This is a genomic window from Bradyrhizobium barranii subsp. apii, from assembly GCF_011516635.5.
Classification (GTDB): domain Bacteria; phylum Pseudomonadota; class Alphaproteobacteria; order Rhizobiales; family Xanthobacteraceae; genus Bradyrhizobium; species Bradyrhizobium barranii.
On record NZ_CP096255.1, the window covers coordinates 5,712,193 to 5,730,998 of the forward strand.

The 18,806-nt window shown below is 63.1% G+C and carries 15 protein-coding genes and 1 pseudogene; 9 read left to right on the plus strand and 7 right to left on the minus strand.

The annotated features are described in order from the left end of the window. Positions 1-2: 2 nt before the first annotated feature. Both HAP41_RS27240 and HAP41_RS27245 read left to right on the plus strand, forming a co-directional pair. The gene (locus HAP41_RS27240) at positions 3-497 is read left to right on the plus strand and encodes an alpha/beta hydrolase family protein (RefSeq protein ID WP_071914510.1); all 495 of its coding nucleotides are present in this window, start codon (positions 3-5) and stop codon (positions 495-497) included. A gap of 258 nt (positions 498-755) precedes the next feature. Next, complete coding sequence (locus tag HAP41_RS27245) at positions 756-1,379, plus strand: septal ring lytic transglycosylase RlpA family protein (RefSeq protein WP_224580730.1); 624 nt, start codon at positions 756-758, stop codon at positions 1,377-1,379. A 79-nt stretch (positions 1,380-1,458) separates the two neighbouring features. Here the strand turns inward: HAP41_RS27245 and HAP41_RS27250 are convergent, their stop codons facing one another. After that, a complete protein-coding gene (locus HAP41_RS27250; protein ID WP_166096301.1) occupies positions 1,459-2,334 on the minus strand; it encodes an MBL fold metallo-hydrolase in 876 nt (291 codons plus the stop codon). Positions 2,335-2,479: 145 nt separating this feature from the next. Between HAP41_RS27250 and HAP41_RS27255 the strand changes: the two genes are divergently transcribed. Then, on the plus strand, positions 2,480-3,463 hold the full coding sequence (locus tag HAP41_RS27255; protein ID WP_166096296.1) for a glycerophosphodiester phosphodiesterase family protein: 984 nt from the start codon (positions 2,480-2,482) through the stop codon (positions 3,461-3,463). Here HAP41_RS27255 and HAP41_RS27260 read toward each other — a convergent pair. Together HAP41_RS27260 and HAP41_RS27265 are read right to left on the minus strand one after the other, a co-directional pair. Beyond that, a complete protein-coding gene (locus tag HAP41_RS27260; RefSeq protein WP_166096294.1) occupies positions 3,460-5,082 on the minus strand; it encodes an ABC-F family ATP-binding cassette domain-containing protein in 1,623 nt (540 codons plus the stop codon). The two genes, HAP41_RS27255 and HAP41_RS27260, sit on opposite strands and share 4 nt — an antisense overlap. 347 nt (positions 5,083-5,429) lie before the next feature. Next, the gene (locus HAP41_RS27265; protein ID WP_166096291.1) at positions 5,430-6,380 is read right to left on the minus strand and encodes an AraC family transcriptional regulator; all 951 of its coding nucleotides are present in this window, start codon (positions 6,378-6,380) and stop codon (positions 5,430-5,432) included. A 237-nt stretch (positions 6,381-6,617) separates the two neighbouring features. Between HAP41_RS27265 and HAP41_RS27270 the strand changes: the two are divergent. The 5 genes and pseudogenes from HAP41_RS27270 to HAP41_RS27290 form a co-directional block, all read left to right on the plus strand. Beyond that, a pseudogene (locus tag HAP41_RS27270) lies at positions 6,618-7,523 on the plus strand (winged helix-turn-helix domain-containing protein); the annotation flags it as partial. 120 nt (positions 7,524-7,643) lie between these two features. After that, entirely contained in the window at positions 7,644-8,987 is a 1,344-nt protein-coding gene (locus HAP41_RS27275; RefSeq protein WP_166065068.1) for an IS1380 family transposase, read from the plus strand. A 240-nt stretch (positions 8,988-9,227) separates the two neighbouring features. Beyond that, positions 9,228-9,920, plus strand: a complete 693-nt coding sequence (locus HAP41_RS27280; protein WP_248577119.1) for a tetratricopeptide repeat protein — start codon at positions 9,228-9,230, stop codon at positions 9,918-9,920. Positions 9,921-10,160: 240 nt separating this feature from the next. Beyond that, positions 10,161-11,120 (plus strand): MBL fold metallo-hydrolase, encoded by a 960-nt coding sequence (locus tag HAP41_RS27285; RefSeq protein WP_224581010.1) that lies wholly within the window; start codon positions 10,161-10,163, stop codon positions 11,118-11,120. A gap of 309 nt (positions 11,121-11,429) precedes the next feature. Continuing rightward, positions 11,430-12,326, plus strand: coding sequence for a hypothetical protein (locus HAP41_RS27290; protein WP_321576655.1), 897 nt, complete (start codon positions 11,430-11,432; stop codon positions 12,324-12,326). A 113-nt stretch (positions 12,327-12,439) separates the two neighbouring features. Here HAP41_RS27290 and HAP41_RS27295 read toward each other — a convergent pair whose 3' ends face one another. From HAP41_RS27295 to HAP41_RS50230, 3 genes are all read right to left on the minus strand, one after another. After that, positions 12,440-13,144, minus strand: coding sequence for a hypothetical protein (locus HAP41_RS27295; protein WP_166096283.1), 705 nt, complete (start codon positions 13,142-13,144; stop codon positions 12,440-12,442). A gap of 164 nt (positions 13,145-13,308) precedes the next feature. After that, entirely contained in the window at positions 13,309-14,337 is a 1,029-nt protein-coding gene (locus HAP41_RS27300; protein ID WP_224580728.1) for an autotransporter outer membrane beta-barrel domain-containing protein, read from the minus strand. Beyond that, positions 14,334-16,835: a beta strand repeat-containing protein gene (locus HAP41_RS50230; RefSeq protein ID WP_264302880.1), complete on the minus strand. Its 2,502-nt coding sequence runs from the start codon at positions 16,833-16,835 to the stop codon at positions 14,334-14,336. The genes HAP41_RS27300 and HAP41_RS50230 overlap by 4 nt, the downstream gene beginning before the upstream one ends. 662 nt (positions 16,836-17,497) lie before the next feature. Between HAP41_RS50230 and HAP41_RS27310 the strand changes: the two genes are divergently transcribed. Next, the gene (locus HAP41_RS27310; RefSeq protein WP_166096275.1) at positions 17,498-17,956 is read left to right on the plus strand and encodes a hypothetical protein; all 459 of its coding nucleotides are present in this window, start codon (positions 17,498-17,500) and stop codon (positions 17,954-17,956) included. Position 17,957: 1 nt separating this feature from the next. Here HAP41_RS27310 and HAP41_RS27315 read toward each other — a convergent pair whose 3' ends face one another. Then, positions 17,958-18,779: a tetratricopeptide repeat protein gene (locus HAP41_RS27315; RefSeq protein WP_166096272.1), complete on the minus strand. Its 822-nt coding sequence runs from the start codon at positions 18,777-18,779 to the stop codon at positions 17,958-17,960. Positions 18,780-18,806 lie beyond the last annotated feature (27 nt).

Sequence of the window (18,806 nt, forward strand, 5' to 3'; positions counted from 1 at the left end):
CCATGGCCGACAAGACCAATTTCACCAAGGATGAATGGGCGCTCCTCCTGAGAAGCCCGATGAATGCTGGAATGGCCATTACGGCTGCCGAACCGAGCGGATTGTTCGGCCTTCTGAAGGAATCATTTGCCGGCGGCACCGCGCTCGCCCAGGCGGCCACCGATCCCAATGCCAACCCCTTGGTAAAGGCTGTGGTCGCCGACTTCCAGACGAGCGACGGCCGGGCGGCGGCTCATGACGGGTTGAAGGCAGAGCTCGGCAAGAGCACGCCGGCCGAGATCAAGACCAAGACGATCGCATCGTTGCATGAAGTCACGGCGCTGCTTGCTGCGAAAGCACCGGGTGATGCCGCGGCTTTCAAGGGCTGGCTGCGTCAGATTAGTCAAAAGACGGCTGAGGCTGCATCAGAAGGCGGCGGGTGGTTCGGTGGGGGTGTTCAGGTCAGCGACGCCGAGAAAGCAACCCTCGGCGAAATCTCCAGCGCGCTTGGCATCTGATCTCGGTGGGCCGCACGGCCCACCTCTACGCGCCCTGCACCATTGGTTGCTGGATGCCAGAGCTGCTGGCTTCCCCAAGGCCAGCGGCTTTTTCTTCGCGGCGATGTGCGGGCAGTTGGGCAAATTCTCGTTGCGCGTCGGCTGGGCGCTGACCGAAGTAGCAACTCCGCTGCCTTCCACGGCAACGTTGACATATGTCAAAGCCCACAATTCCTGGAACCGAACTACTCCAACCAGCTGACGCGCTGGGGGGCCATCATGAAACGATGGAGCGGTCAACCTGCACTGCTCGCTGCTACCGCGATTGCTGCATCATGCATCGCATTCGATGGTGGAATTGAATCTGCGCATGCGAAGTTCGGTCGAATAACGAAGTCGGCGATTGTCCCTGGCGCAACGCCGCGGGAAGTGCATGACCACACCCGCGACGCAAATGGTTCGCCAAACGCCAACGACCTTCCCTCGCTTGCCACGAAATCACCCCGACGGCGTCAGCGCGCAGCAGGGCAAGGCCCGAAAGCTCACGGCGACATTCGGCGAGCAACGCATCGGAAGAGTAACCATCAGCATGCATTTCATAAAAAGCATCCCAGAAGGGAAACCCCATTGTTCGGGCTTGCGAGTTTCTACTCGGAAGACCAGATGACCGCGAGCGGCGAGAGATTCAACAAGCATGCGCTGCATGCGGCGCATCCGTCCTTGCCGTTCGGAACACGCCTGCGCGTGACCAATGTCTTGAACAAAAAGTCCGTGATCGTGAGAGTCAACGACCGTGGTCCATTTGTTCATGGACGCATCATCGACGGTACATCGGGTGCGGCCCAAGCCCTTGGAATGATCAAGATCGGCGTGGTCAATGTCACCCTTGAAATCGTTCGATAATGGCCGCTCATTTCATATATCGACGGCGGCCGGGCCGTGATCAATACGGCGGGAAAGGACTGATTTGGGCGTACACGGCCTAATCCCGCTTGAACCGATAGTCGAACGCCCCATCCAGCGGCCTGATCAGCCCGACCGTCGGCGCCGGAAAATGGATCGGCAGGATCAGCGTGTCGGTGTCCGCAACGGAGGCGAAGAACTTTCGCCGCGAGACCGCCGACTGCCTGGCATCCCAATCTGGCTTCGCCGACCAGTCCGGCTCGCGGCACTGGATCTGGTGATGCATGAGATCGCCCGCGACCACCGCGCGGCTACCCCTCGAAAAGATGTTCACGCAGCAATGACAGGGTGAGTGCCCCGGCGTCGGCGTCAGCGTGACTGTGTCATCGAGCGCGTAGTCGTCGTCCACCAGCAGCGCCTGCCCGGCCTCGACGATCGGCAGGCAGTTGTCGCGGAAGACGGTGCCGGGCGGGTTACTGCCTTTGGCATTCTCCGCCTCCCAGGCCGCGTACTCGCCCTTGTGAAAGACGTATTTCGCATTCGGAAACGTCGGCACCCAGCGGCCATCGCGCAAGGTCGTATTCCAGCCGGTGTGATCGATGTGCAGATGCGTGCAGAAGACGTAGTCGATCTGCTCGAAAGAGATGCCGAGCGCGAACAATTCGTTGCGCCAGCGCTCCTTGCCGGGAAAGTCGAACGGCGGCGGATGGCCCTTGTCCTCGCCTGTGCAGGTGTCGACCAGAATGGTGTAGCGCGGCGTGCGCACCACAAATGTCTGGTAGGTGATGACCATCATGCCGCGCGCGGCATCGAACACCTCCGGCTCCATCGTCGGCAGATGACGGGCGAACACGCCCTCGTCATAGGCCGGGAAGAAATCCTGCGGCCGCCGCCACGGCCCTTCCCGCTCGATCACCGCATCGATGGTGATGTCGCCGATCCGCAGTTGCTTCATGGTTGCTTCGCTCCTTTTTTGAGGAAGCGTAGCGGGCGACATAGGACCGTTCAAGCCGCGAGGCGTACAGGCCTCCCATGCACCCCGATTGCCGCAAATCAACCTCAAACGCCGCCGACGATAACCCTGGAATGGGGAATATCTGGTGGGCAGGAAACTCAGAGTCGTCACGGCAGTCCTGATTGCCGTGGCCGCGGGCGTCTACATCAACAACACCGATCTGCTGGCGCCGCATCGCGACGGCAAACCGGTGCTGCTCGCGCATCGCGGTATGGCACAACGGTTTGACGAGCGCGATGTGAGGAACGACACCTGCACCGCCGCGCGAATGTTGCCGCCGGCGCATGACTACCTCGAGAACACCCTCCGTTCGATGCATGCGAGCTTCGACGCCGGCGCCGATGCGGTCGAGCTCGACGTGCACCCGACGACCGACGGCGAATTCGCCGTTTTCCATGACTGGACTCTCGGCTGCCGTACCGACGGCCAGGGCGTCACGCGCGCGCAGAGCATGGCTAATCTGAAGATGCTCGATATCGGCTACGGCTACACCGCCGACGGCGGCAAGACCTTCCCGTTTCGCGGCAAGGGCATCGGAATGATGCCGACATTGTCGGAGGTGTTCGCCGCCTTCCCTGACAAGAAACTCCTGATCAACGTGAAGAGCCGAGACCCAAACGAAGGCGAGAAACTTGCCGCCGTGCTGAACGCGCTCCCGGCCGAGCGGCGCCGGACGATCATGGTCTATGGCGGCGACGAGCCCATCGACGTGATCCGTGGCCTCACCCCTGATGTCCGCACCATTTCGCGCGGGGCCATCCGGAGCTGCCTGATCCGCTATATCGGCTATGGCTGGACCGGCCTGATGCCAGCCGCCTGCCGCAACGCGATGGTGCTGGTACCGATCAACGCCGCGCCCTGGCTATGGGGCTGGCCCGATCGCTTCCTCAATCGCATGACCGACGCCAACAGCGCGGTCTTCGTGCTCAGCCCCTACAGCGGCGGCGAGTTCTCCACCGGCATCGATACGCCCGAATTGTTCGCCCGGCTGCCGCAAGCCTATTCCGGCGGGATCTGGACCAACGAGATCGAGGCGATCGCCACGATCTCGCGCAAGAGCAAAAACTAGCTCCGCAGCCCCGGCGCCTCCTGCCCGGTCCGCGCGACATATTCCGTGTAGCCGCCGCCGAACTGGTGGATGCCCTCCGGCGTCAGTTCCAGCACGCGGTTCGACAGCGTCGCCAGGAAGTGGCGGTCATGCGAGACGAACAGCATGGTGCCCTCGAAATCCGCCAGCGCCGTGATCAGCATCTCCTTGGTGGCGAGGTCGAGATGGTTGGTCGGCTCGTCCAGCACCAAAAAGTTCGGCGGATCGAACAGCATCATTGCCATCACCAGGCGCGCCTTCTCGCCGCCCGACAGCACGCGGCAGCGCTTCTCGACATCGTCGCCGGAGAAGCCGAAACAGCCGGCGAGCGCGCGCAACGAGCCCTGCCCCGCGGTCGGAAACTGATCCTCCAGCGACTGAAACACAGTGCGTTCGCCATCGAGCAGGTCCATCGCGTGCTGGGCGAAATAGCCCATCTTGACGCTGCCGCCGACCGCCACCGTGCCCTCGTCCGGCTCGCTCGCACCGGCGATGAGCTTGAGCAGCGTCGACTTGCCGGCGCCGTTGACGCCCATCACACACCAGCGCTCCCTGCGGCGGATCATGAAATCGAGCCCGTCATAGATGCGCTTGCTGCCGTAACCCTTGTGAACGTTCTTGAGCGCCACGACGTCCTCGCCCGAGCGCGGCGCCGGCGGAAAATCGAACGCCACGGTCTGGCGGCGGCGCGGCGGCTCCACCCGTTCGATCTTGTCGAGCTTCTTCACCCGGCTCTGCACCTGGGCCGCATGAGACGCGCGCGCCTTGAAACGCTCGATGAACTTGATCTCCTTGGCGAGCATGGCCTGCTGGCGCTCGAACTGCGCCTGCTGCTGCTTCTCGTTCTGCGCCCGCTGCTGTTCGTAGAACTCGTAGTCGCCGGTATAGGTCGTGAGCGAGCCGGAATCGATCTCGATCACCTTGGAGATCACGCGGTTGATGAACTCGCGATCATGCGAGGTCATCAGCAGCGTGCCTTCGAAATCGTGCAGGAATTTTTCCAGCCAGATCAGGCTTTCGAGATCGAGATGGTTGCTCGGCTCGTCGAGCAGCATGACGTCGGGGCGCATCAAAAGAATACGCGCCAGCGCCACGCGCATCTTCCAGCCGCCGGAAAGCTTGCCGACGTCGCCGTCCATCATCTCCTGGCTGAAGCCGAGGCCGGACAGCGCCTCGCGCGCGCGGCCGTCGAGCGCATAGCCGTCGAGTTCCTCGAACGCGTGCTGCACCTCGCCATAGCGCGCGATGATCTCGTCCATCTGGTCGGCCTTGTCGGGGTCGGCCATCGCGGCCTCGAGCTCGCGCAACTCGGCTGCGACCTCGCTCACGGGACCTGCGCCATCCATCACCTCGGCCACGGCGCTGCGGCCAGACATCTCGCCGACGTCCTGGTTGAAATAGCCGATGGTAATGCCACGATCGGTTGAAACCTGCCCTTCATCGGGCAGTTCCTCACCGGCCATCATCCGGAACAGCGTGGTCTTTCCCGCGCCGTTCGGGCCGACGAGGCCGATCTTCTCGCCCTTGTTGAGGGCGGCGGAAGCTTCGATGAACAGGATCTGGTGGCCGGCTTGCTTGCTGACGTTGTCGAGGCGGATCATGGGGTCTTTTTGGGGGGAATGTTGCGTTGCAGCGTCATAGGCCATACGGGCCGCCAGGGGAAGCCCGGCCGGGCCCGGATTCCACCCCGCCAGACGCCAGCTTCCTGTAATTCATCCCAACGCGACGCTTCGCGCCCGCTGCCTGCCGTCTCGCTGTCCGCTTCCAGCCGAAGCGCGCTGTCCGAGCGGCAAGGCGCGACGTCCGCCAATGTCCCATATAGCGGACTTGCCGCTACCGCCCGTCAGGCGTCGGCTTGTGACCCATAGCGGTCATGGGACCTTCTTTTGCCCGCCTGCATCCGGGAGCCTTTCTCGCAATGATGCTGTTCCCAGCATAGGCGATGCTGTCAACGTGCACGCCGTCGCCAATTGCTCGGGGTGTCCCCGGTCAGCTTCCTGAAGGCGGCGGCGAACGCGGTCTGGGAAGAATAGCCGAGCGCGACCGCGATCGAGATGACCGACGCGTCGGTGCCGCGCAGCATGTTTTTGGCCTCCTCGAGCCGTTGCTGGCGCCGCCAGGCATGTGGGGAAAGCCCGGTGCTTTCCTTGAAGGCGCGGCAGAAGTGGAATCGCGAAAGACCGGCATCAGAAGCGAGCGCCGCGAGCGATACGTCAGCGTCGATGTCCGAGTGCAGGCGCTCGATGGCGCGGCGCAATACGACCGGTGAGAGGCCGCCCCGCGTCGGCTGGAACGTGGACGGCGCGCCGACATGCGCCGCCAGCAGGCGCGTGGCCAAGAGGTCCATCAGCTGATGCCTGAACAGTGTATCCACGACGACATTGCCTACCACGGCGTCGATCGCGGTCAGGAGCAATCGGGATGTAATGGGGTCCGGATGCGCCGTTCGCTCCAGCAGATCGGTCGAGGTGGCGTTGTCGACCTCGCCTGCAACCCGCTCGAGCGTGGCGTGCGGAAGATAGAGTTGGATGACATCGACAGGTTTCGGAATATCCCACCGGGAGCTCGATCCTTCGGGGATGATGATCACGACTCCGGGACGAAACGTACCGATCGCAACCGCGCGTCCCATCCGCCGCTCCATGCGCTGCACCGTGCCGTTGTAAGCCATGATGACGTGATGGCTCATGGGCGCGACGACGTCGTGCAGCGGGTCATGCTTCCAGTGGGCGATTCCGGCGCCGGAGGAATCCAAAGCCATGTGAAATGGCGTGGTCCCGAGCACCCGCGCCATTTCTGCACCGGCGGGAGGGCGCTCGGCATGAGCCGGAGTGACCTGGCACGTCTCAGGCGCAACTGACGCGTCCTCCAGGTAAGCGCACAAGATATGCTTGTTCATGAACGTATCCTCGCACTCGGGAGGCGATGCAGGTGGTAAGCCGTGCCTCGGCTCGGCCAGGTTTGTTGCGTTGATTGCGAACGTCAGTGCGCGTCGAGTGCAGGCGGGCCAACCATTTCTCGAACCCTCGTTCCCGAAGGGTGAGAAAATGTGTACTGTTTCGAACGGAAAAGACCTTGCAGCCGGCCTGAATTGCGATCGAGTTTTCCTTGGCTTCTTGTCCAGGAAGGATCACAAGTGTCGTTTCTATTTGAAGATTATTGTCTCGATGCCAACCGGCGCGAGCTCAAGCGAGGCTCCGAGCTCATCCCCATCGGACCGAAGGTGTTCGACCTGCTGCTCTTCCTGGTCCGAAACCGGGAACAGGTCGTGACAAGGGACGATCTTCTGAAGGCGGTGTGGGAAGGACGGATCGTGTCCGAATCCACGCTGACCAGCCACGTCAATGCCGTGCGCAAGGCAATCGGGGATACCGGCAAGGAGCAACGCCTGATCCGGACGGTTTCTCGCAGAGGCTTCCGGTTTGTTGGCGAGATCACCGAGGAAGAATTGCCCGCGCGAGCCTCGGTCACAGACCCAGGTACGGATCTTGGCGTTCAACATGTAAAGAACATTCAGGAGCCAATCAGGGCCTTTGAGGTCGATGCGCCGACGGAAACGCGAGAGGCTGCGCCAGTTTTTGCTGCCGAGGCCGGAAGTCCGCCTCCGCTGCCCGACAGGCCTTCCATTGCGGTGCTTCCGTTTCAGAATATGTCTGGCGATGTCGAACAGGAATACTTTGCCGATGGAATGGCCGAGGACATCATCACGGCGCTGTCCCGTTTCAAGGCGCCATTTGTCATCGCCCGAAACTCCAGCTTCACCTACAAGGCGCGCGCTGTCGACGTGAAGCAGGTGGGGCGCGAGCTTGGGGTGCGCTACGTGTTGGAAGGGAGCGTTCGCAAGGCGGCAAACCGAGTGCGCATTACGGGACAACTCGTCGATACCGCTACTGGAGCACATATTTGGGCCGATCGGTTTGATGGCGAGCTCGGCGACATCTTCGATTTGCAGGACCAGGTGACTGAAAGCGTTGTCGGGGCGATCGCGCCTGCGGTGGAGAAAGCTGAGATCGAGCGCGCCAAACGCAAGCCGACCGCTAGCCCGCCTTATTCGCGAGAGGGCGCCTGAGAGGCTGGCGAGCGTGGTGTAAAGCGCTGATGCGGCGTAGGATTCGGTTGCGAAGCCAACCCCATCACCTCAACCGCGAACGCCACGCCCGCCATGACCGATGATACGATTCTGCCCTTCTCGTTTCCAGCCGTTCACGCCAAGAAAGTCACAGCTGCCTTCGATGGTGGACGCCTAACCTCGAATGGGGGCGTGATGCTTCTGGCGATGGCCGAGCGGCGTCTCGGTTTGGCCGACAATTTGGCCCGGGTGTTCCCGGATCGGCGCGATCCGACGCGGGTCGTGCACAGCCTTGTCGATATGTTCCGCGCGCGCATGTTCGCGATCTGCTGCGGCTACGAGGACGCCGACGACCTCGATCATCTGCGGTCCGATCCCGCATTCAAGCTGGCCTGCGGACGGCTGCCGGACAGCGGTCGCGATCTGTGTTCCCAACCGACGCTGTCGCGTCTGGAGAATGCTCCGCGCCTGCGCGACGTGATCCGACTGACCTACACTTTGGTCGACGCATGGATGGATAGCTACCCGCGCGAGCCGGCATCCGTCACGCTCGACATCGATGATACCTGCGATGTCGTCCACGGCCATCAGCAGCTCTCGCTGTTCAACGCTCATTATGACGAACGCTGCTTCCTGCCGATCCACGTCTACGACACGGAGAAGAGCCGGCCCGTGGCGGTCGTGCTGCGGCCCGGCAAGACGCCGGGCGGCGTCGAGGTGCGTGCCCATCTGCGCCGCCTGATACGGCATATCCGGACGCGGTGGCACAAGACGCGAATTACGTTCCGTGGCGACGGGCACTATGCTCGGCCGGAGGCCATGACCTGGTGCGAGAACAACGGCATCGACTACATCTTCGGTCTGTCCGGTACCAAGCCTCTCGCCAGAAAAGTCGACGAGGTCGCCGACGACATTCGCACGCGACGCGCCATCGAGAACCTGCCTGTTCTGCGCGGCTATACCGAGACGCGCCACAAGGCAAAGTCCTGGGATCACGAACGGCGCACTGTCGCCCGTATTGAGGCGACGATGCTCGGCCTCGACATCCGCTTCGTCGTCACCAGCCTCGATGTCGGCTCGGCCGAGTGGATCTACGACAGCCTGTATTGCGCGCGCGGCCAAGCCGAAAATCTGATCAAGCTGCATAAGACGCAGCTCGCCTCCGATCGCACCAGTTGCCGTTCGGCGCTCGCCAACCAGGTCCGTCTCGTTCTCCACACCGCCGCTTATTGGTTGATGCTTACCGTGCGCGGCGCCATTCCCAAAGTCCGGGAATTGGCCGCCGCCGAGTTCGCGACGCTGCGTCTTCGTCTCTTGAAAATCGCAGCCCGGGTCGTCGAAACCGCGAGCCGCATTCGCCTTGCGTTCGCCGCGGCATGCCCCGAAGCCGACCTCTTCCGCAGCTTGCCCGGCGCGCTGCTCCCGCTCGGCCCGTAACCGACCGGGCCTGCGCCCGCTCACCCGCCCCACTCCTCCAACGCGTACAAAACAGCTTGATGTAGAACCCGGTGACAAAAGGCCGGACGGTCACCCACGCCAGCCGCCAGCCCCAGTCAGACGTCAAGAACGACCGTGCTCTCGTGAATAGATCGGGCTAGTCTCGACGCCTATGCCCACTATTTGTGCGGTCTGGCCCGGCTTCATCAGTTTGGTAACCGGCAAGCGAACGACGAGGCATTGCGTCTGTTCAACCGCGCGATAGAGCTCGACCCGGAATTTGCCACCGCCTACGGTCGCGCAGCCTTTTGCTACCTCATTGCCAGGATCAATGGCTGGATTCCGGACACGGCGAACGCGATTGCCGAAGTGAAGAAGCTCACCCAACGGGCAGTTGAGTTGGGCAAGGATGACGCGAACGCGCTCTCCGCTGGCGGGAATGCGTTAGCGTTTGTTGTTGGGGATCTCGGGGTAGGTGCCGGCTTAGTTGATCGCGCGATCGCGCTTAATTCCAATTTGGCTGAGGCATGGAATTTCGGCGGCTGGGTAAAACTCTGGCTCGGCGAGCCGGAATCGGCGATCGAGCGCTTCGCACGAGCCATTCGCCTGAGCCCACTTGATCCGTGGCTGATGGGCATGCGAGCCGGGACCGCGTATGCACATTTCTTTTTGGACCGCTATGACGAAGCGGCATCATGGGCGGCAATGGCATTGCAGTGCAGTCCGGACTATCGACCTGGATTACGTATCACCGCCGCAAGCAACGCAATGGCCGGTCGGCCGGAGCAAGCACACAAGGCCGTGGCTCGGCTGAGAGAACTCAGCCCCACGCTGCGCCTTTCCAATCTCAAAGATGTGCTTGGCCCTTATCGACGTGCTGAGGACGTCGCGCGATATGAGGAAGGATTGCGGCAAGCAGGGCTGCCCGAATGACCATCTCGGCCAAGGTACTCGCCTTGGCAACGCGGTGATCGAATAAGCGCAACTTCCGCTAATGGCGCAAAGCGGACGCTTTGTAGTCTTTGCTCAGATGTCGACTTGTGCCCCGGAGCAGACGTCGATCCCTGGCGATCATGACTTGCCGCAGTTACCCCCGTTGACTAGCTTAGCTGCTGGCAAAATGCCCTGTCGTGAAATTTGCAAGACCGATTTGATAGACTCTGTTTGAACAACATGGGTGTCTTCATGGTTCGGCTTCCGGTTATTTTCTTGCTAGGAATTTTCTGTGCGTCACTGAGCAGTTTGAGCGCTTTCGGACAGAGTTGCGGTACAACGCCGCTCGACGTGCAAATCCTCGGTTCTGGTGGCCCCAGAATGAATCCCACTCGGGCATCGACGAGTTATCTGGTCTGGATCGAGGGGCGCGCAAGAATACTCATCGACATGGGCGGTGGTGCTCAACACCGCTTTGGTGAATCGCAAGCCAAACTCGAAGACTTGTGGATGGTCGGAATAAGCCATCTTCATCCAGATCACGTTTCCGACTTGCCAGCGTTCCTTTGGCTGAGCCACGAGGTCCGCAAGGAACCTCTCAAGGTTTTCGGTCCTACAGGCAACGATGCGGCCCCTGACTTTGCGATTTTCCTCAACAGGCTTTTTGACGAGAAGACTGGCGCATTTCCAGTGCTCGGATCGGCGTTAGGCGGCTCATACGGGGGCAGCGGCGTGCGGCCCGATATGGGGCGCGTTGTGGCGGGTGGCGTTCGACTTGATGTCGGAGTGATTGACGCTGTCAAAAGCGATCCATCCGTGGTTTTGCAGCGCGAGGGAACGACAGTCACGGCACGGAAAATCCCGCATGGAAATATGCCAACCTTGGCCTATCGCGTGCAGACCGGAAATGTGTCGATCGTGTTTAGCTCCGACCAAAACGGCACCGATCCAGGCTTCGTCGAATTCGCAAAGGGCGCGAACCTCCTGATCATGCATCTTGCAATCCCGCCCGGTGCGAATGTTCCCTTGCACGCAACACCGGCAGTCGTCGGACGCGTTGCCCAAGAGGCTGCGGTCAAGCAGCTCATCGTCAGTCATTTCGGTCTGTTTGAACTCGATGCGGCCATCGCTGATTTGCGAACTGCCTACAACGGGCCGCTCATCGTCGGAGCAGACATGCAGTGTACGCCAGTGCTGTGAGACCCACGGTCGTTCGCTGGTTGATGTCCGGTTATGGCCCACAGCGGACCTGCCGCTGCCACCCGTCAGGCGTCAGCCTGTGCCCCCTTGGTTGACTTTGCTCAGTGTGTATCCCGCACCGGCAACTGCCCCCTTGAGCAAAACCAGCTGTGGCTCTTCCACCGGTTGTTGAAAATCGCGGGAGCAACCAATTTACGGATTGTTAGCAGATTCTATCTTAGATAGTTCAAGAAGACAACAACAACCATACCGGGTTCCATTACCCGACCAAATCCATGAATGCATCTGCTTTCCTGATCGCGACGGCCTTTGGCCGCAGCATTCCTTGCTGTGGAGTACAAGTGGTACTACCAGCCCGACATGTTCAATCCGGATGTCGTGCTCAGCATCTTCTCTAACGAGCACATGAAAGCTCGCGCAGCAGTTCGGCACGTGCTGATCGATCCGGACTCGGCCAAATTCAGCGCATTGCGTTCAGTCGAAGCCGACGCGGCGCGATATGTCTGCGGCGCCGTCAACGCCAGAGACAAATCCGGCCAATCCATCGATGCCGCTTTCGTCTACACTGTGGCCGTTGACTTTGCCCGCATCGACGACGACGGCCGGATCACGCAGCTGCGCTCGGGATTTCGGCCTTGCCCCACTGAAAATGACAAGGTCGCGCAGCAGAAGCCTGCTCTTTCGCCTGGCATGCTGTCCGTTGCGCAAACCGTTCAGAAGGTTGCTCCGCAGGCCAGCACCTCAACTGTGTCAGGTCTGACGACGCGTGCACCTGCGGCAGGCGCAACGGCGTCCGGCGGGACCATGGAACAGCAGCTCCGCGAGCTGGGCGCACGGACTGTCCCGCCTCAATCGGCCAATGGAGCCCAGGCAAACTTGCCGGGAGAGCGTGGGACCGGCAAGGAGAGTGAGTGGCGAGCCGATCAGCCTCCCGTCGCATGGCCCAAATTCCCTCCGGATCACCCGTTGGCGAGGTCAACCCGGAAACGGAGCCCCTCCGAAGCACTCGCCTTGGCGAAAGGCGTCGAGGAACGCTGGAACCAAGCCAAGTCGTCCGGCAACGTCGCGATGCGTCCCTCGTCGGAAGAAATCAAAGAGGCGTGTCGCGCCTTGCTTGCGATCGATCCCACAGACAGCGAATATCGAAAAGCCTGGGCAACTTTCGTGCACCTGCAAGACATCGACCGCGATGTTGCGATGAAATGAAGCGGGAGTGGTAAGAACTGGCCTCCCCGCCTCTGGCCCAAGGACGACATCCGTCCAGACCACTTCGATGTCACTTTTGGCGCAAGCCGGCGCGGCTACTATGAGTGCACGTCCTAGGCCCGCCGCATCAGCTTGAGCGAGGCTGCAAGGCGCAGGCTGCGCTTGCCGGCGAGCGCGATGCCTTCGAGCTCACCGCTATCCGCCGTGCAGGTTCCGGAGAAGCCGATCCCGACCTCATAGCCGCCAAACACGGGGTTTTCGCCCTTCGCCGGCGTGTGCTCCTGGTTCAGCATCTCGCCCTTCCAGCGGCCGTCCGCCGAGGAATAGGAGCCGAGATAGTAGAAGAACGCATCGCCGCCGAGGATGCGGCCGTCGATCAGGAGCATCACGCCCGATAATCCGGCATCGACACCGTCAAGCGCGCGCAGGCTCATCCCATAGAGTCCGTTGGCGATGCCGCCCGGACCGACCGCACCACTCGGAGGCAACCCCTCGTCGTCGAGCCGGGTGAGATTGGCCCAGAATTTTGCGCCCGGCATGGTGTCCGCGCCACCCTCGAGACGGATCTGGTTGCCGGTGAGCCGCCCGCGCGCACCGATCGAGGCGTTATCGGCTCCCATCAGCGGCTTGTGATTGGGATCCTCGTTGTGCCGTTCGGTGATCACCTCGGCGACGATCTCGCCGTCGCGCTCGACATAGGTTCCAAGGTGCGCGAAGGCCGAATTGCCGCCCAGCATCTTGCCGTCATGCAGGCACATGATGCTGCGGCCGAACGCATCGTTGACGCCGTATTCAACCTTGTAGAGTCCGTCCAGCAATTCAATAAGCCCACAAAATCAGAAAAAGAATCGCGGGCTACCTAGGCCGTGATCCCATAAATCAGCCGATCGGTCAGCTTGCCAGAGTCCGCTATGCCCCGATAGCTACCAAATTCCGCAGCACAGCGAAATGATGCGAAGGGCCAAAACCGGAAATCGTCACCTCACCACGCATACCGCACCACGCCCTTGCCGGCGTAGCTCTTGGTGAGCTGAGAGAACTCGCCCTCGAAGGCGGCAGCGGCGGACCAGCCGTTCAGCCATTTCTTTTCGACGGAGGCGGTGACGAGCGCGGAGTCGCTGGCTTGCGCGGCGCCGCCAACGACAAAGGATGCGCCCGGCAATGTCTGGAACGTCGCTCCGATATTGCGGCCGGGGTTGAAATCATGCGCCCATGCCAGGCGCCCTCGCAGCGTCAAGATACCGTCCGGCATCGCATATGATTTGTCGCTGCGAAGGCCGAGTTCGCTGCGCGTATCAGTGACACTCTTTGACGTGTACGCGAGCGCAAAGGTGTTGGCGCCGGTTACCGCCTGCTCGGCATAGGCCGGCAGATCGAAGGTGGTGAATTGGCCTGCGGCATAAGGCGTGATGCCCACCCCGCCCATCCATGGCGTGACGAAGCGATAACCACCTTCGACGCGACCCGACCACGCATTGGCGTTGAACTGCGCGCGCAACTGGTCGATGCCGGCCACCGTCACGGTGCGGTTGGTGGTGATGTCCTGCCAGCCATAGGCCAGTGCGCCGGAGAGATACGCCGCACCGGCATTGTGCCGGATGAAGGCGCCGGCCTGGAACAGATCAGATCGGCCAGAACCGCCATTGACGACGCTGAAGTTCGTGCCACCGCCCGCCAGTGCAAAGCCTGCCAGCGTATTCGGCGAGATACGGTAATCGGCGCCGACCGCGGTGCCTGCGATGCGGCTGGTCGTGTTGTTGGTGCCGAGTGTCGTGTTGCCGTCCGTGGTCTGCGCGCCGCCATAGCCCGCCGCCCACACGCTCCAGCGCTGCGCGAACGGATCGGCCATGACGGCCGCCTTGGTGAACATCGCATAGGCGTCGCGCGCCGCACCGAAGCGCGGTCTGTCCTGCGAAGCGTAGGCCGATGCGCCCGCCGATGACCCCGCTGAAACGCCATCGCCGCGGCCGTCGATGAAGGGATCGGTCAGCAATCCCATGAACTGGTTCATCGCGTTGAAGGTCGTCTCTGCGAGCCGGTCGCGGTCTCGCCGGAGATCTGGGTCAGTCCCGCCGGCGTCAGCCCGCCGAACGCCAGCGGAATACTGCCGTTGGAGTTGAAGAAATTGACGATCGGGTCGGCGATGTTCCGTTGGTTGTTGTTGAGAGCCGTCCCGGGCGGCGGCACGAAACTGAGAACGAGATTGAGATACGCATTGTTGGCGTCATAGCTCAGGCTCGACGCGAAGCCACCCGGCAAGTTGGTGTTGACGATCGAGCCGAACGTGCTGGTGCCGATACCGCCGGCGGCGTTGAGAATGGTGTATTGCTTTGCGACATAGGCCCCGGCTGCGAAAGATGCCTTGACGGTGGCGCCGCCGAACGTCGCCACGCCGGTGACGTTGGTGCGGTCGGCCGCCGAAGGCGACACCTCGACCATGTAGCTCGATGCGGCCGTCAACACGAGATTGCCCTGCACGGTCAACGTACCGATCGAATTGCCGGGCGCCAGCGTGCCGCCATTGATGGTCGTGTTGCCGACCGTGCCGTTGCCGCCGAGCGTACCGCCGGCATTCACCGTCACCGCGCTGGCCGTGCTCGTGCCGTTGACCGAGAGCAGGCCGCTGTTGACCGTGGTCGCGCCTGTGAAGGTGTTGGTGCCCGTCACATTGGTCGCGCCGCTATTCACCGTCAGCGTCATGCCGCCGCCGAGGCTGTTCAGCGTGCCGCCGCTTGAGGTCACTGCGCCGGTCAACGCGCCGTTGGCCAACGTGCCGCCCGATAGCGAAACGATATTGATCGTTTGTGCCAGCAAACCGAGATCGAGCGTGCCGCCGGTGTTGATTGTCGTCGCGCTCGTAGCGCTGAATGTGTTCGCCGCAGCGCCCCTTAGCGTGCCGGCATTGATCGTCGTAGCTCCGGTATAAGTGTTGGCGCCAGAAAAGCTGAGCGTGCCGATGCCGCTCTTGGTAATGGCGCTCGATCCACCGGTGCCGCCGAGGCCGTCCGAGGCCGCGGCGCCGCCGGAACCGTTCTGATCGGCGATGGCGTCCGACACCGTGTAGCTGCCGCTGCCACCGAAGGTCAGCGTCGAGCCCTGCACGAAGAAGCCCGTGCCTAAGGCCGAGCCCGCACCGCCGCCATTGGAGCCGGTGCCGCCGGCTACGCTGCCGCCCGAGGTCGAGCCGTTGCCGTTGATGGTGAGCGAGCCGCCCTTGACCACGAACACCGCCCCGCCCATGCCGCCGCCGCCGCCGTTCCCGCCACTGGCGCCGTCGCCGCCGCCAAAGCCACCCGCCCCAACGGTCCCGCCGCCTCCGCCGCCACCGCCAAACCCACCCGCGCCGCCGCCGCCACCGCCGCCGCCAAAGCCGCCCGCACCGCCGCCGCCGCCGCCACCGAAGCCACCGGCGCCGCCAGGGCCGCTGAAACCACCACCGCCGCCGCCGAAACCACCGCCGCCGCCGCCGTTCAAGCCGGTGCCGCCGCCGCCGCCGAAACCACCCGCCCCGCCGGTCGAGCCGGAACTGCTTGCGCCGCCGAAGCCGCCACCCCCGCCCGCATTTCCGATACCGCCGCCGCCGCCGCCATTGGCACCACCCGTGGTGCCACCACCAAATCCGGCGCCGCCGGCGCCGTTGAGGCCGGCTATCGACAGGAGGCCCGCGGTGCCGTTCGTGCCGTTTCCGCCGGCGCCGCTATAGCCGCCGCCGCCGGCAGCGGCAACGGAACCGCCGAAAATGCCGCCGCCGCCGGGGCCGCCGCCGCCGAAGATGCCGCCGCCGCCGCTGCCGCCGCCGCTGCCACCGCTGCCACCGAGGCCGCCGCCGCCGCGAAACGTGTTGGTTGTTGCGTTGCCGCCCTTCGCGTTGTTGTTGGCGAAGCTGACATTGCTCAGCGTCACGTCGGCCGACTGGTTGACGAACAGCGCGCCGCCCGCCCCCATGCCGCCGCCGGCGCCGTTGCCGCCGCCCTGGGCGAGGCCCGCGGACAGGATGACGTTGCTGATCGCCACCTGAGGGCGGTCCGCGATGATCGAGCCCGCCACCCCCGCGCTGGTCTGCGTCGCGGTGTCGACGCCGACCATGAAGATGCGCTGCGAATTGTTGCCGCTGATGGTGAACCCGTTGCCGTTGATGGTCACCGAGTTGAAGATCGGCGACAGCGGCCCTGACAGCGTGACATTGGTCTGCAGGTTGATGATGAAGCCGCCGGGGGGCGTGGAAGCATTGATCTGCGCGAGCGCGGCGCTAAGCGTGCCGGCGCCGCCAGTCGAGCCCCCCGAGGTGGTGCCGGTGTCGTTGGCGACCGTGACGTTGATCACCGTCTGGGCCTGCGCTCCGGTCGCGAGCGCGCCGAGCAAGACGCCGGCGAACAGCGCCGCGCGCGTCATCGCCGCGCGCATGGTCGCCGCGCGCATGGTCGCCGCAAAGCGGCTAATCGATCGCTTGCGCCCAACAACGGCCGCGCCGGTTTCCAGCGCGCCTTCAGATGCTACAAAATAAGACAACCCAAATCTCCCCGCAGCCCAGATAGCGACGTTTGAAATTCCGTTGCGCCTTTGCGGCGCCCGTCGCGCATGGACCCATTAAGCGGGGCTCTGCGGTATCAGGTTTAGCGGGGGAACATCGCGGAGTCCGACCAATATCGGTCATCCGACAAAGTGCGCGCCATATTTGGCCGATTGCGTCATTAATATCACAGAAGGAACGCGGACAGGATATGAACGTCACCAGTTGGCTAAGAGGCGAGGTCCGTTGCGGGTCATTCGCGACGGGGTCGAACCAGTTAGCGGCGCCTCGCAGGGCCAATGCGGCTTGATGGTATCACCGCGGACATGATTCAAGCTCCGAAACTGGAGCCTCGAATCATGCACTACGAACTCAGACGCACCGAGGTCATCCGGCTTTTCAGCGCAGGGCCGGGAGCGGAGCCCACTCGCCGCATGATGCCATCATGCCCCTGTTTTGCCCGACGGGTCAATTGATTTTCGTAAAATACGAACTTAGTGATTTCGACGACTTGGCTACTGTGCATGGGGTTGTTTTTGACTTTTTGTTTCGTGCGATCCCGGGCGGTCCTCCTCATGTTGTGGTTCAACGGCCCGTGCCGGAGCTGGTTCATCCTTGAGGCCCCTTCGAACCCGCCGGAGTGAGCGCACGACAAAGCGGCATGAACCAGACAGAGCCTTCAGCCGAAGCGCAGATCGCAGCGATCATCGCCAGCGCTGCAAAGCAGCCGCTGCTCGATGCGGCCTTCGAGCTCAGGTGCCGGCGCTACCGGCTCGACACACTCGACGGACGCCCGACCGACGAAGAGGTGCGCGTCTATCGCACCCTCACCCCGCAGCAGATGGCCGAGAAATACCGCTACGACCGCGACCACGCCCATGAGGGACCGATGTTCGGTTATGTGAAGCGCGCCCATCCACGCGCCGATGGCGCAGCAATCCGGCAGGCCATCATCACCGCCGTGAAGTTCGAAGATGCCACCTTCGAGCACTTCAACTGGATAGGCGATTTCTGGGAGTGCGTCGTGCGCGCCGTCGCGCGCGCGGCCGCTCAATATCCGGACTTTCTCGATACGACTTATCGCGACGCCCGCAACAACGTCGCCTACTACTACAAGTGAGCTAGAAGCACAGCGTGGTGACGAGCTTGCCCTGCTTGTCCTTGATCGCATAGGGGCAGCGCAGCCGCTCCAGCGCCTTCTTGGCATCCTCGTCGCCGAGCGCAGCAGCGCGCTCGTAGTAGGTCTTTGCGGCGTCCTTGTCCTTGGCACCGCCGCGGCCTTCCTGCGCGAAGGCGCCCATCCGCTCCAGCGCGCCGGGATGGTTTTGCGCCGCCGCCTTCTCGAACATCGCGCGCGCCGCGACGTCGTCCTTCTCGCCGCCGTTGCCGTTGGAGAGCATCAGGCCAAGCTGGTACTGCGCCTCCGCGTTGGTCTCGGCCGCCCTGCCGAGCAGCGCGCGCGCCTGTGCGGGATCGGCCGGCGCAGCACCGCCGGCGCCGCCGAGCGCGGCAAGATTGCTGACACCGCGAGGATTGCCGGCCTGCGCCGCCCGCTCGAACAGCTTGCGTGCTTGTGCTTCGTCTTTCGCGACACCGGAGCCGGTGCCGTAGGCGACGCCGAGCTCGACCATCGCCGCGCTCGATCCCTTGTCGGCCGCCTTGCGCCAGGCGGCGATCGCCTCCGCCGTCTGCCGCTTGGCGGCATAGGCGCGGCCGAGCGCGAACATCGCGCGCCGCGACGACGGTGCGGCCTGCTTGCAGAATTTGACGGCGGTCGCAATGTCGGATGCAGCAAGCTCCGTCACGCCCTTCACATCGGCCGGCTTGTCGGGATCGCTGGGATCGGCGGCCACCCGGTCGCACAGGACGAGATCGGCCGATTGCGCGTGCGCCGATAACGGCGCTGCAAGCGTGAGGAGGATGGCAAGGAGACAAGTCCGCATGGGCACCACGTTGCGTCTCTGCTCCGG

What these genes read in the sequence shown, in the direction of transcription:
- HAP41_RS27240 (WP_071914510.1), top strand. Translation starts at nt 3, where the DNA reads ATGGCCGACAAGACCAATTTCACCAAGGATGAATGGGCGCTCCTCCTG.
- HAP41_RS27245 (WP_224580730.1), top strand. Translation starts at nt 756, where the DNA reads ATGAAACGATGGAGCGGTCAACCTGCACTGCTCGCTGCTACCGCGATT.
- HAP41_RS27250 (WP_166096301.1), bottom strand. Translation starts at nt 2,334, where the DNA reads ATGAAGCAACTGCGGATCGGCGACATCACCATCGATGCGGTGATCGAG.
- HAP41_RS27260 (WP_166096294.1), bottom strand. Translation starts at nt 5,082, where the DNA reads ATGATCCGCCTCGACAACGTCAGCAAGCAAGCCGGCCACCAGATCCTG.
- HAP41_RS27265 (WP_166096291.1), bottom strand. Translation starts at nt 6,380, where the DNA reads ATGAACAAGCATATCTTGTGCGCTTACCTGGAGGACGCGTCAGTTGCG.
- HAP41_RS27275 (WP_166065068.1), top strand. Translation starts at nt 7,644, where the DNA reads ATGACCGATGATACGATTCTGCCCTTCTCGTTTCCAGCCGTTCACGCC.
- HAP41_RS27285 (WP_224581010.1), top strand. Translation starts at nt 10,161, where the DNA reads ATGGGTGTCTTCATGGTTCGGCTTCCGGTTATTTTCTTGCTAGGAATT.
- HAP41_RS27300 (WP_224580728.1), bottom strand. Translation starts at nt 14,337, where the DNA reads ATGAACCAGTTCATGGGATTGCTGACCGATCCCTTCATCGACGGCCGC.
- HAP41_RS27310 (WP_166096275.1), top strand. Translation starts at nt 17,498, where the DNA reads ATGAACCAGACAGAGCCTTCAGCCGAAGCGCAGATCGCAGCGATCATC.
- HAP41_RS27315 (WP_166096272.1), bottom strand. Translation starts at nt 18,779, where the DNA reads ATGCGGACTTGTCTCCTTGCCATCCTCCTCACGCTTGCAGCGCCGTTA.